This window comes from Pontibacter amylolyticus (assembly GCF_014638845.1).
Classification (GTDB): Bacteria; Bacteroidota; Bacteroidia; order Cytophagales; family Hymenobacteraceae; genus Pontibacter; species Pontibacter amylolyticus.
The window spans coordinates 421,434-433,644 of record NZ_BMFP01000002.1; the positions used below are offsets into that span (position 1 = coordinate 421,434).

The 12,211-nt window shown below is 53.6% G+C and carries 11 protein-coding genes; 1 reads left to right on the forward strand and 10 read right to left on the reverse strand.

Annotated features, from left to right (window positions below; genetic code table 11):
- Window positions 1–240 precede the first annotated feature (240 nt).
- The 3 genes from IEV97_RS06860 to IEV97_RS06870 all read right to left on the reverse strand — a co-directional run bounded on the left by IEV97_RS06860 (window position 241) and on the right by IEV97_RS06870 (window position 2,598).
- A complete protein-coding gene (locus IEV97_RS06860) occupies window positions 241–693 on the reverse strand; it encodes a hypothetical protein (protein WP_188500759.1) in 453 nt (150 codons plus the stop codon).
- Between the two features lie 27 nt (window positions 694–720).
- Complete coding sequence (locus IEV97_RS06865) at window positions 721–1,656, reverse strand: hypothetical protein (RefSeq protein ID WP_188500760.1); 936 nt, start codon at window positions 1,654–1,656, stop codon at window positions 721–723.
- A gap of 108 nt (window positions 1,657–1,764) precedes the next feature.
- Complete coding sequence (locus IEV97_RS06870) at window positions 1,765–2,598, reverse strand: energy transducer TonB (protein ID WP_188500761.1); 834 nt, start codon at window positions 2,596–2,598, stop codon at window positions 1,765–1,767.
- A gap of 139 nt (window positions 2,599–2,737) precedes the next feature.
- Between IEV97_RS06870 and IEV97_RS06875 the strand changes: the two genes are divergently transcribed.
- Window positions 2,738–4,588, forward strand: a complete 1,851-nt coding sequence (locus tag IEV97_RS06875) for an ABC transporter ATP-binding protein (protein WP_188500762.1) — start codon at window positions 2,738–2,740, stop codon at window positions 4,586–4,588.
- An 81-nt stretch (window positions 4,589–4,669) separates the two neighbouring features.
- Here the strand turns inward: IEV97_RS06875 and IEV97_RS06880 are convergent, their stop codons facing one another.
- The 7 genes from IEV97_RS06880 to IEV97_RS06910 all read right to left on the reverse strand — a co-directional run bounded on the left by IEV97_RS06880 (window position 4,670) and on the right by IEV97_RS06910 (window position 12,204).
- Window positions 4,670–5,440, reverse strand: a complete 771-nt coding sequence (locus tag IEV97_RS06880; RefSeq protein WP_188500763.1) for a DUF2490 domain-containing protein — start codon at window positions 5,438–5,440, stop codon at window positions 4,670–4,672.
- A gap of 99 nt (window positions 5,441–5,539) precedes the next feature.
- Complete coding sequence (locus tag IEV97_RS06885; protein WP_188500764.1) at window positions 5,540–6,958, reverse strand: FAD/NAD(P)-binding protein; 1,419 nt, start codon at window positions 6,956–6,958, stop codon at window positions 5,540–5,542.
- Window positions 6,959–7,209: 251 nt separating this feature from the next.
- Window positions 7,210–8,988, reverse strand: coding sequence for an SLC13 family permease (locus IEV97_RS06890; protein WP_188500765.1), 1,779 nt, complete (start codon window positions 8,986–8,988; stop codon window positions 7,210–7,212).
- 187 nt (window positions 8,989–9,175) lie between these two features.
- On the reverse strand, window positions 9,176–9,613 hold the full coding sequence (locus IEV97_RS06895) for a hypothetical protein (RefSeq protein ID WP_188500766.1): 438 nt from the start codon (window positions 9,611–9,613) through the stop codon (window positions 9,176–9,178).
- A gap of 118 nt (window positions 9,614–9,731) precedes the next feature.
- Window positions 9,732–10,205, reverse strand: coding sequence for a fasciclin domain-containing protein (locus tag IEV97_RS06900; protein ID WP_188500767.1), 474 nt, complete (start codon window positions 10,203–10,205; stop codon window positions 9,732–9,734).
- Window positions 10,206–10,301: 96 nt separating this feature from the next.
- Window positions 10,302–10,928 carry a rhomboid family intramembrane serine protease gene (locus IEV97_RS06905; protein ID WP_188500768.1) on the reverse strand — a complete coding sequence of 209 codons (627 nt, stop codon included), beginning with the start codon at window positions 10,926–10,928 and terminating at the stop codon, window positions 10,302–10,304.
- Window positions 10,929–11,229: 301 nt separating this feature from the next.
- Complete coding sequence (locus IEV97_RS06910; protein WP_188500769.1) at window positions 11,230–12,204, reverse strand: polyprenyl synthetase family protein; 975 nt, start codon at window positions 12,202–12,204, stop codon at window positions 11,230–11,232.
- Window positions 12,205–12,211: the final 7 nt, after the last annotated feature.

The window sequence follows — 12,211 nt, forward strand, 5'->3', positions numbered from 1 at the left end:
CTCCGTGATTTTTTTGAATTTTATTAGCTATATACAGTATAGCTTTAGAAAAGTGATATAAAATCTGCCCCGGCAGGTATAAAGATAAGGTTAGTTAAAGTTTAGATTAGTTTGTTTTAAGGTGAGAGAAGGCCCCGGTCATTTTGACGGGGCTTTTCTCATTTCAGAGCTTTTCTGAATCGTATTTTCTTGGTGCCTGCTATGCAGAAAAACCCGCCACTTTCTTCTTTCAGAAACAAGTCAGGCATACAGCAAATAGGCAGTCCCCAGTGTGATCGGTATAGCGGTCAGGAGCAACTTCAGGACCAGGCCCGGCGAAGGGGTGCCCGCTCCCCAGGGCAGCTTCGTCTTAAACACGTAGCGGAGGCTGGTCACCAGGGTGACCAGGGCTATCAGGCCCACCGCCAGGTGGGTGATGGCAATGGCCGTATCGAAGGCAGCGGTTTGCCCCATGATACGCTCGGCAGTGCGCAGGTTCCAGTAAACGAGCAGCAGCAGACAAGGCAGGGACACCAGCGCGCCCAACCGCATGCTGAACAAGGTGAGCCACGAAGCGAAGGCAAAAAGCGGAACAGCCGCCATCAACCCCATTCTCCGGTCAAAGAGCGCTTCATCGCCTGCCAGGTCGGTATAGAGCAGGATCAGGAGAGCGTGGGCAAAGCCCGTCAGGAAAAGCAGCAGGTAGCGCGTCATAGGCTACTATACTGCAGAACCAGGGTTTCAGATTTCCTCCAGGGAGTAATAGGTATAGGAACTTCGCAAAAGTGGCAGTTTTTCGGGGAGGTTCGTGTTGTATACCAGCACCTCGTGGGCCTGCCCCGCTTCGTTGTAGCGGTATTCCTCCTCGATGTAAGGCTTGCCGCTTCGTAAAATGGTGCGCTGGCTCAGCCTGCCTGCCTCGTCATACACGAAGTTTATCTCTTCCGAGGCTCCCCTCACATTTCTGATCCGGATCTGCTTTAGCCGCCTGGCTGTATCGTAGTCGAACGCCATGTGCTTTTGCAGCATGCCGTCTCTGTGCAGTTCACGCTCCACTACAAAGCCCTCTTGTGTGCGGTTTGACCAGCCCGGCCCACGCTCCTGCAGGTAGCGCAAGGTATAGCTGCCTATGTAGTTGCTGTAAATAAACGCCGCATTATCGTGCAGTTCCTCTTTCGCCTTCAGCTCTCCATCCGGCCAGTACGCTAGGTTGATCAAGGGCTGATAGGTGCCCGTCGTGGGGTCGTACATTTCAACCTCCTGCGTTTTGGGCATCAGGTTGGTATCCAGATTCTTCTTGTATTTGATGGCGATACCTGTAAGGGCACCTACGCTAGTGGTGTACAGATTGCCAGTGACCGCACCAGCTTGTACATCAGGTATAAAACTCTTGTCCTGGATGACTATCCCATCGGCGCCATAGGCTCTGGCTTTGTCCTGCAGGCTTTTGATCATGTAGGCGTAAGGCACATTCCCTCCGCTTCTGGTCTCGAGCGCCGCCAGTTTAATGTACGGTTCCTGGGGCCACTCTCCGGCGAAGAACACTTCTATATCGTAGGGATGTGGTTGCGACGGGAGTGTCGTCAGGCGTTCGTCCACTTCGGGGTATAATGTTGGGGAGCAGGCGGTAAGCGAAACAGCTCCGGCCAGCAGTATGAACAGTACAGTTTTTTTCATAGGTCTTTACTAATTGTTCGACCTAACATGGCTCAAACTTCGTGCTACAGTTGGCCCGGAAGGCCTTGAAGTAATAAAATATAGTAAAAAGCTATATTCAGAGGTTTTTTAATGCAGCGAAAAACGCAACGGCAAGGTATAGCGCACCGGCACGGGCTCGCCCTCCTGCAGCCCGGGCTTCCAGGTGGGCATGGCCTGTACGACCCGAAGTGCCTCGGCATCGGCGTCTGCATGAAAGCCCTTGATCACTTCGGGGTTACTGATACGGCCGCTTTTATCCACTACAAAAGAGATAAACACCATCCCCTGCGCTTCGTCCTTCCGGGTTGTTTTCGGATACCGCACATTGGTAGCGAGCCACTGCAGCAGGCGCCTCTCCCCTCCCGGAAACGCGGGCATCACTTCCATCGGAAGGTACTTAATTTCTGCTCCAGCCTCGTCGTATACCTTGCCGGCAATCATTTTCCCTTTGCTATATACCTCCGTTCTGCGCAGCATGCCCGATTCGTAATAGGCATGGAGCGTATCTACAGGCATGTTGCGGAAATACCTGCGGCTTACCTTTGGCTTGCCACTCTCATACCATGATTTGTAATGGCCCGTCAGGCTATCGTTATGGAAGGTCTGCTCCATTTTCAGCTGGCCGTTCTCGTACCATTCGTAGCTGGGGCCGTGCTGTATACCGTAGCCATACTTGCCGCCGTCAATATCCTGATAAGTAGTCAGGCTCACCTTAACATTGGTTCCCACTTTAAACTTGGTCCGGGTTCCACCGCCAAGCGAGTCCTCTTTAGCCACAATGAAATAAGCCGCCTCGGCAGGACTCACTTCCTTTCCGTGCTCGCTGACGTATTTCACTGTTATATTTAGGTTCTGGGACTGCACACTATGCCCTGTAAAGAGCAAGGCTATACCTATCAGAATAGCGTAAATTTGTTTCATCCGCTAAAAATAGGCACAATTCTGAATACAGGGTATCGCCGCAATAAATATCCTACAGCTTTTGTTAAGATTCAGACTCCGTGGTAAAACATAAGCCCGTTATTTCGGTATAGGTATAGGTTTCAGGTATAAATTGACGATGAACAGACCAAGCAAGGGGGCCCGTGGGGCGAATCAGGCAGACGATAAGAAGAGCTTCCGCGAACAGGTGGGTGCCCTGAAAAACCTGCCCAAATTCTTCCGCCTGATCTGGAACACGAGTCCGAGTATGACCATCGGCAACGTGCTGCTGCGCCTCGTCAAGTCGGCTATACCTTTGGCGATGCTCTATGTGGGCAAACTGATCATCGATGAGGTGATCGGGCTGATTGCCGTGACGGGGGAGCGTGACCTGAGTTTCCTTTGGATATTGGTGGCGGCAGAACTGGGCCTGGCCATCCTCTCCGATATCTTCAACCGGGGCATCACGCTGCTCGACAGCCTGCTCGGCGACCTGTTCTCCAACAATACCTCGGTGCAACTCATCGAACACGCTGCCCGGCTGGACCTGACGCAGTTCGAGGATGCTACCTTTTACGACAAACTGGAGCGGGCCCGCCGGCAGACGATTACACGAGTGGTGCTGATGTCGCAGGTGCTTTCGCAGCTGCAGGACATGGTCACAATTGCTTTTCTGGCAGTTGGTCTGATTGCCTTCAATCCCTGGCTTATTCTGATCTTGCTGGTGGCGGTTATCCCTTCGTTTCTGGGTGAGACGCACTTCAATGAGCGCACCTACTCCCTCTCCCGCTCCTGGACGCCCGAGCGCCGCGAACTCGACTACCTGCGCTACATCGGCGCCTCCGACGAAACAGCCAAGGAAATCAAGACCTTTAACCTGTCGGGCTTCCTGGCAACTCGTTTCAAGGAACTCTCGGACCGCTACTATGCCCTGAACAAAAGCCTGATCGTGCGGCGGGCCGTGTGGGGGAGCGCCCTCTCCTCATTGGGCACGCTGGCTTACTATGGCGCCTACATTTTTATACTAGCCCAGACCGTAGCAGGTGCCATCACGGTGGGTACGCTCACTTTCCTGGCGGGCTCGTTCAGTAACATGCGGGGCTTGCTGCAGGGCATCATGACCCGCTTTTCGCAGATCGCGGAGAGCGCGCTATACCTGCAGGACCTCTTTGATTTCCTGGAATTGAAACCGCAGATCACCCCGCCTGCCAATCCGCTTTCCATACCCCGGCCGATCCGGGAAGGCTTTACCTTTGAGAATGTCGGCTTTAAGTACCACAACAGCGACAAATGGGCGGTGCGGCACCTCTCCTTTCATCTGCAGGCCGGCGAAAAACTGGCGTTGGTGGGCGAGAACGGGGCTGGCAAAACCACGCTGGTCAAGCTGCTTGCCCGCCTCTACGAGCCCACCGAGGGCCGCATCCTGCTCGACGGCATCGACCTGCGCGAGTACGACCTCAACGATCTGCGTCACCAGGTCGGCATCATCTTTCAGGATTATGTACGCTTCCAGATGACGGCCTCCGACAACATCGCCATTGGCCAGATCAGCAACATCGCTGACCGCGACCGCATACAGGGCTCCGCGCAGAAAAGCCTGGCCGACCCGGTGATCCAGCGCCTGCCGGATGGCTATGAACAGGTGCTGGGCAAGCGCTTTAACAAGGGCGTGGAACTGTCGGGTGGGGAATGGCAGAAGGTGGCGCTGGCCCGTGCCTACATGCGCGATGCGCAGCTGCTCATCCTCGACGAGCCCACTTCAGCTTTGGATGCCCGCGCCGAGCACGAGGTGTTTCTGCGTTTTTCGGAGCTGATCGCCGGCAAAACGGCCGTGCTCATCTCCCACCGCTTCTCCACGGTGCGCATGGCCGACCGCATCCTGTTCCTCGAGCAGGGACAACTCAAAGAACTGGGTTCGCATGAAGAACTCCTGGCACAAAATGGAAAATACGCCGAGCTGTTTGCGTTGCAGGCGAAAGGGTATTTGTAGGTTTCTCGACAAAGGAAATTTCTGACAAAGGACAAAAGACTTTAAGCGCTCTACTTATTATACCAACCACATCCCTATCCTTTACTCTATCACCTCCTTGCGCTTGTCCGATAGATCTATTGTGTGGGAGACGGCCAGCTGCACGATATGCCGGTTGTAGAACTGGTTGCCCGTCGCCCGCTGCTGGAACCAGTTAAGGTAACCCGCCGCTATTTCCAGGTTATCTAAAATGGCGTAACTCAGCCCGGCATATACCCTGTTCTGGTCGAAGCGGTTATACAAAATCTTCTTCCCGGCATTGACGTGGATCTCATCGGTTACCTCGAGTTTGAGCGGCCGGTCATGTAGTTCTGTCAACCGGTACGCGATCCCCAGCTTATACCTGAAGCGGTAATTCGTGTTATACCCGGGGGCCAGTTCTCCATTGCTGGTGTTTCGAAAGAAGCGCTTTTCGGCCCTATACCTGTGCGTCATGTTTATCCTGCCAAAAGATTGCTCGTAGCTCAACTGAATGTGCGGTCTTAGCTCCGGCACGACGAGCCTCTCCGTGGCTTTGGGGTCGTTGGGGCTTTGCAGGAAATACATAAAGCCCGTCTCCGCCTTCCAATTCTCACCCAGTACATAGCGGCCCTGCGCGCGTACCAAAAACTGGTGCTGCCTGTCAGGGTTTACGAACCGGCGTTCCTGCACCTCCGAAGTCAGCGACCACTTGTGGTTAAACTTAAGCGTGTTGGCATAAGAGAACCAGACCAGTTGCTGGTGCGTCACCTCTTTTCCGGGAGATTGGGCAAATCCCGAAGTGGCATGCAGCACCCCCATCGCAAGCAGCACCCAAAGCCGTATGTTATTCATCCTCCGCCATAAAATGCCAAACCAGTAGCACACAGGCCAGACTCAGTACTGCCAGCAAGATCAGGAACAGGTCTTCTCCCATGGTCGGTCTTTAACAAATCAGCTTTTGTCGGCGATTTCCAGCGTGGCCTTGCCCTCCCGAATTATTCTGTGAGCGAGCGCTTTCGCCTGCTGCCTTATCTCACGCAGCGCGGTCGACTCGAAAAGCATCCCCTTTCTGGGAGGCCCGAGCGTGAACAGGCCGCGAACGGGTTTGCCTTCTGCATCGATTAACTTGCCTCCTGGTGTCGTTTTAAGCCCAAGGTATAGCACATCGGGCTGCGCCATGCCGTCCGTCAGCAACTGCTGTACCAGCGGGACTTTTACCTGGGTGTAGTCGCATTGCGGGCCCGTGCAGTTGATGACCCTACCTACTTCAATTTCCTCTGTTTCCTGATGATGCCTTCTCCTGATGGTAACGCGCGTGCCATTCTCCGTCTCGTGCATATCCACAACAGCCGCTGCGATCACCTCAAGCTGCCCGTTTGCCTGTAGCTCTTGTAGAAGGGCGGCTGAGGCGGCAGGCATGCGGTGGCGGTGCACTTCCCAGTATGGCCGAACGTGGCGCAGAAAAGTCTTTTTCTCTTTCAACGGCAAAGCCTGCCATAGAACGGGTATGTCATCGCGCAGCGCATCCAGCACACTCCGCCAGGTATAGCCCTCCGCTTCGGCCCGCTTTATCTCTTCCCGAACGAAACGGAATAAACTCAATGCGGATAGATACGCCGCTGTAGGAATCGCCAGGTTGGGGTATGGCCGTGTGCCCACGTCGAAAGGCTGCGGCAGCAGTCCGTGGCGCGAAACCACGTATACCTTGCCTTTGTGGCCCTGCGCCTGCAGGCTGCCCACCAGGTCCACCATCGTCAGGCTGGAGCCAATAAGCAAGAGCGGTTCCTGCGCCTGCAAACCGTTCAGCCCTTTGGCCGACCAGGGAGAGGCTACATAGCATTGGCTTCTATAGAAGTGTGTATTAGGTATAGGCAACGGCGCCGGCGGGAAGTTGCCCATTGCCAGCACTACTTTGTTGGCGCTTAACATGCACTGGTTGCTGCAGCTGACAGTGAACCCACGGCCCTGCCTCGATACAGACAGGGCCTCTTCGTACACCCGCACAAACCCAACGCCCAGCGCCGCACCAGCCTCTGCCTCCTGCAAGCGCGCTTTCAGGTAATCGCCGAAAACAGTGCGCGGGATGAAGTCAGTCGCCTGAACCGGCTGCGAAAGCTGTCTTTTGTAAAGATAAGCGTGCTCCGTCAGCCAGTTAAAAAAATCGAGGGGTTCATCGGCAAACAGGCTCATGGTGGAAGCGGGCACATTGAGCGGCTGAAACGGCAACTGACTTGAGTAGGCAACACCGCGGTGCATTCTATACCTGTCAGGCTCGATCAGATAAATCGTAGTGCCCGATGCAGCATGCTTCAGCAGATGGATAGCCGTTAGCGTACCGCTCAGCCCTGCTCCTATTATTGCAATTGTCATGGTGGGTATAGCTAAGGTATAGACTTCTTTTCCTGTGGCGGGACGTATGGCCTGGTGCTTGCCATCTGCCTGTAAGCTTGTCAGGTGCCTGTATCTGCAACGGTTTCAAAACAACACTCTGATTTTACGGCAATCCAAAGGCTGAGTTGGTAAGTTACGTTGCTTAAAAACATTGGTTTTAAGCCGATTACACCCCAGCTTATACCTTAGTCCGTTGCACGGCAGGGCACAGGCGTCCCACGTGGAACAATTCAGAACGGGAAGAAGAAAGGGATGATAAACGAGGCTACCAGCCACAGCAGGATGTTGAGCGGCGTGCCCACGCGCAGGTAGTCCATAAATCTGTAATTACCCGGACCGTAAATCATGGTATTGGTCTGATAACCCATGGGCGTCATAAAGCTGAGCGAGGCTGCATAGGTCACCGCCACCAGAAAAGGCCGCACGCTCACGCCCATCTCTTTGGCAGCCACAATGGCGATGGGCGCCAACAGGGCCGCCGTGGCGTTGTTGGACATGAAGTTGGTCGACATAAAGGTGATGAAGAAGAAAGCCGACAGGAGTGCATGCGGCCCGTAACTGCCTATCGACTCCACCAAAAAGCCTGAGAGCAGGCTCGCTGCGCCGGTCTTTTCGAGCGCCGTTCCCATCGAGAGCACACCGGCCAGCATGAAAATCACTTTCCACTCAATGGCTTTGTAGAGTTCGTCGAGGCGAATAGATTTGGTGAGTACCAGCAGCACCACTCCTACCAATGCGCTGAGCACGATGTGCGCTAGCCCCGTGGCCGCCGTAATCACGACGCCTGCCCCGATGATTAACACTGGTATAATCTTGCTATAGTCGTAAGGGCTGCGCTCCGTTTCGGAAATGAGCAGAATGTCCTCGTTGCTGCGCAGGTTCAGGGCCTGGTTCTTATCGGCTGAGATCAGGAGCACATCGCCGGCAGAGAGACGCGTGTGGGTGAGCTTTTCGTGGAGGATCTCGTCGCGGTGGCGGATGGCGACCACCGTGGCCCCGTGGTTGTAGGCCCTGAAGTCGAGCTCTTTCAGGGACTTGCCTACCATGTAGGAGTTGGGTGTCACAATGGCCTCAAAAAGCTTTGTGTTGGCGCTGTTCAGGTCCTCTTCTTTGAGCTTCCGCTCCGATTTCAGTTTGATGCCCTTCTCCTCCTTCATTTTCTTGAGCTTCTCCACATCGCAGCGCACCTTCAGCACATCGCCGGCCCGCAGCATGGTATAGGGCGTGGCATTGAGTTTGTATTTGTCGCGGGTCACCTGCAGCACGTCTATATCGAGGTTCTGCACCAGGCTGGAGCTGCTGAGCGGCATACCTACCGATGGCGAGTTGGGCAAGAGCACGATCTCGGTCAGGTAATCGCCCATGTTAAAGTCCTCGGTCAGGTCTTCGGCTACTTTGCGGTTGGGCAGTAGGAAGCGGCCCACAAACACCATGTAGAGCACCCCGGTTATCATAAAAAAAATTCCTGCCGACGTGAGTTCGAACATGCCGATGGGTGGTTCGCCCTGCGCCTCGGCAACGCCGCTTACCAGTATGTTGGTAGAGGTTCCGATCAGGGTACAAACGCCCCCCAACAGCGCTCCGAAGGAGAGCGGCATCAGTAGTTTGGCAGGACTGATGCGGGTGTCGCGGGCCACCTGTATCACCATGGGCATGAGCAGGGCTACCACCGCCGTGTCGTTAACAAAAGCGGAGAGAAGGCCTGCCACCAGCATAACCGCCAGCAGACAGAGCAGGTAGTTTTTGCGCCCTACCCGGGTGAGCAGCACCCCCACACTGCTTAAAGACCCGGACTTAAATATAGCGGTGCTGATGATGAACATACAGGCTACCGTGATGGTGGCAGGGTTGCTGAAACCGGCCAGGCCTTCGGCGGGAGTGAGGATACCGAGTACCATGAATAGGGACATGACCAGAATGGCCGTCGTGTCGATGGAGAGCTTCTCGCTGACGAAAAGCACCACAGCCACCGCTATCACAGATAGAACCACGCCAATCTCGTATGTCATGCTCGATGTTTAGGTATGGAACCGACTTTGTATGCCGCCGGTCAGAAGGTATAGCGTTGCCGCAGTAAAGAGGCGAAATAATTGGTAGCTATAACTGCATTTGTGGCCAAACAGTTACAAAAAACGGGAATTAGCGAGAAGGAAAATAAAGGTATTCAGGATAAGAAAAGCTGTAGCTAGGCAGGTGTTACGCCATTGTTTTATCAAGCCACTGCTGAGCCGCTTCGCAGGTTTCAAAATGCTGGGAAGGCAGTTCTATCTTCTTGATACTGTCTGCCACCTGCAGACTGGCAATTTTGTCCAGCGGCATCACATTGGCAATTCTGCTTAATCCGGCCGCTCTCATTTTGCGCTGCGACTCTTCGTGCAGGTCGGTGAGCTGTTGCGGATGGGTAATCATGGTGCGCATATCGATGAGAAGGGTGAATCCCGGTGAAACCAGTTGCAGTGCTCTGTCCCAGTCTTTCAGAAAATCAGGTACGATGTCCGTGTTTTTCCAAAAGCCCAGTATGCTGAAGTATAATCTGTTCCGGATTCCGTCGTAGCCAATTTCGTAACAAGTGTTACGGACAACATGTTGTTGGGGAGGTATAGAAGGGTCGGTGTGTAGGGTTTTGCTATCCATGGGGCTTAGGTATAGCATACGCAATCGGCCGGCAAATGCATGACACCTATTCAAGTATGAATAGGCTGATAAAAGGTAAGGCAGTGAAATCGTGGAATTGGGCCGCTATTTTCTGCTTCTAAGGTTGCAACATCCCTCCCAACTCGTGCACTTTACCGTTTCGCAGGCTAATGTCGGCGGTGCGCAGTTGCACACCGTTCAGGAGTATATTGTTATTCTTACGGCACACGTTGAGTGAGGCACTGCCATAGGTCTGCAAGCGGCTCCCCTCTTTAAAGTCAGTGGCGGACAGAGCGCCTTTGACCAGGTGCATCGCCATAACCGCGCGTATTTTCTCTACAGGCTGGCCTTTCAACTCCTGCAAGCTTGCTTCGGGCGGCATCAGCAATGTATAGGCCGTGCTGCCGGAAAGGGCTGGCGCCATACCAGCCGTGGTCAGAAGTTCGGCCAGCAAGGGGCGTTCGTTGATGACATATTGCATGATAGTGGTGCGCTGCAGGTCAGTGTCCTGCGCTACGGCCTCCTTGCCCGCCAGGGAAAAGGCTACAAAAAGTACTATTCCAAGGTATATATAATAAAGTTTCGATTTCATCAGTACAAATGCTGTTCTTATGCATTTATACGGAAATCACCGGCTCTCAGCCTGATTTTATTTTCAGAGAATCAGGGCAGAAGAGTGCAATTACACCTAGCCGAACAAACGCCAGTTGCCAATCTGCTCAATAAACAGCGGACCTGCGCCCGGTACAAGCGCCAGACTGATGACCATGCCATACACGGCTCCATATAAGTGTGCATCGTGGTTGATGTTGTCGCCCATGCGCTTGCCCTGAAAATAGGAGTACATCAGGTATAGGATGCCCAGGATGAAGCCAGGTATACAGAGGATGGCGTACAGGCAAATGTCTTGGGTCGGGTAGAACAGGATGCTCGAGAAAACCACCGAAGCCACCCCACCCGAAGCGCCCAGGGCACGATAAGCCGGTTCATCGCGGTGCTTCAGGTAAGTAGGAATATCCGACACGATGATGCCGCCCAGGTAAATCAGCATGTAGATGAGTATACCTGTCACATCCCCAAAAATAGCCCCGAATGTCATTTCCACAGCATTACCGAAGAAATACAGCGTGAACATGTTGAAGAACAGGTGGGTATAATCGGCATGCAGGAAGCCCGAAGTCAGGAAGCGATGCCAGGAGTTATCGCGTGCCACGGAGTACGGATGAAAAATCCAGTTCTGCATCAAGTCGTGGTTCTTCCAGGCATACAATGATATACCTACTGTAATGATGATCAGGATGACGGTAACGCTCATTTTTTATTTTTGAGTGATTGAGTGGGGTAGCAAGTTAGTGAGTTAGCGAATGAGTGATTGAGTGATTTTACCATATTCCCAAGCGCTCTATTTTGGCTGGCACCGACTTTTCTGTCTTTGCCGATTTATTGATTTTGGTCTATGTCTAGGCTATTAGTTATAAAGTATAGGTTTGCAGACCTACGCTATACCTGCAGACTTAACTCCTATACCTGAAAAGCCCTTCGCTATACCTGACAATTTATACCTGAGAGCCACGCTCTGCGAACCAACAATTTAACAATCCAACAATTTAGCAACTCTAACTATCCCTCTCCATCAGCTGCAAGGCCAGCCCATGAATGGTCGCTTTGCGCTCGACAGGCACTTGCACAGCCTCTAAGTGATACAGGGCCTGCTGGAAATAGAAATCGATTTGCTGTTCGGTTTGCTTTCGGATGTTGAGCTGGTCATAAACAGCGGTGATGGCCTGCACTTTTTCCTCGGCTATACCTGCGTCTGTATTATCGCGCCAGCTCAGAATGGTTTGCAGTTGCTCCTGGTTGGCCTGCTCTAGGGCCGTCAGCATCAGAAAGGTTTTCTTATCCGAGAGGATATCGCCGCCCACTTGTTTACCGAATTTGGCCTTGTCGCCATACACGTCGAGCAGGTCGTCGCGGAGCTGGAAGGCGATGCCTACGTTGTCGCCGAATTGCTTCAGGTGCTCGGCGTCGCTGTCAGGGGCTCCCTGCAGGATAGCGCCCAGCTCCAGACTGAAGCCCAGGAGTACGGCCGTTTTAAGCGTGATCATGTGGATGTACTCTTCAATGCCCACCTGCTCGCGGCGCTCAAAGTTCATGTCGAGTTGCTGGCCTTCGCATACCTCAGCGGCTGTTTTGCTGAAGAGCTGCAGCACCTTGCCCAGCTTGTCGGGCGCTATACCCAGGAGCATTTCGTAGGCGCGCACCAGCATCACGTCACCACTTAGAATGGCGGTGTTGGCGTTCCACTTTTCGTGCACGGTCGGGTTGCCGCGGCGCAGTGGGGCCTTGTCCATGATGTCGTCGTGCATGAGCGTGAAGTTGTGGAAAACCTCCACTGCCGCAGCGGGCAATAGTGCGTTTTCCACATCATCAGCATACATTTTTGCAGCCAGCAGCACTAGTAAGGGCCTTATCCGCTTTCCGCCCAGCGACATGATGTAGCGGATGGGCTCGTACAATTCCGCCGGCTGTTCTCCAAAGCGGAGGGTATTGAGCGTTTGGTTAAGCTGGGTTGAAAGCTGCGTAATATCCACAGGTTGT

What these genes read in the sequence shown, in the direction of transcription:
- IEV97_RS06880 (WP_188500763.1), bottom strand. Translation starts at nt 5,440, where the DNA reads ATGAATAACATACGGCTTTGGGTGCTGCTTGCGATGGGGGTGCTGCAT.
- IEV97_RS06865 (WP_188500760.1), bottom strand. Translation starts at nt 1,656, where the DNA reads ATGAAAAAAACTGTACTGTTCATACTGCTGGCCGGAGCTGTTTCGCTT.
- IEV97_RS06870 (WP_188500761.1), bottom strand. Translation starts at nt 2,598, where the DNA reads ATGAAACAAATTTACGCTATTCTGATAGGTATAGCCTTGCTCTTTACA.
- IEV97_RS06890 (WP_188500765.1), bottom strand. Translation starts at nt 8,988, where the DNA reads ATGACATACGAGATTGGCGTGGTTCTATCTGTGATAGCGGTGGCTGTG.
- IEV97_RS06860 (WP_188500759.1), bottom strand. Translation starts at nt 693, where the DNA reads ATGACGCGCTACCTGCTGCTTTTCCTGACGGGCTTTGCCCACGCTCTC.
- IEV97_RS06905 (WP_188500768.1), bottom strand. Translation starts at nt 10,928, where the DNA reads ATGAGCGTTACCGTCATCCTGATCATCATTACAGTAGGTATATCATTG.
- IEV97_RS06875 (WP_188500762.1), top strand. Translation starts at nt 2,738, where the DNA reads ATGAACAGACCAAGCAAGGGGGCCCGTGGGGCGAATCAGGCAGACGAT.
- IEV97_RS06885 (WP_188500764.1), bottom strand. Translation starts at nt 6,958, where the DNA reads ATGACAATTGCAATAATAGGAGCAGGGCTGAGCGGTACGCTAACGGCT.
- IEV97_RS06895 (WP_188500766.1), bottom strand. Translation starts at nt 9,613, where the DNA reads ATGGATAGCAAAACCCTACACACCGACCCTTCTATACCTCCCCAACAA.
- IEV97_RS06900 (WP_188500767.1), bottom strand. Translation starts at nt 10,205, where the DNA reads ATGAAATCGAAACTTTATTATATATACCTTGGAATAGTACTTTTTGTA.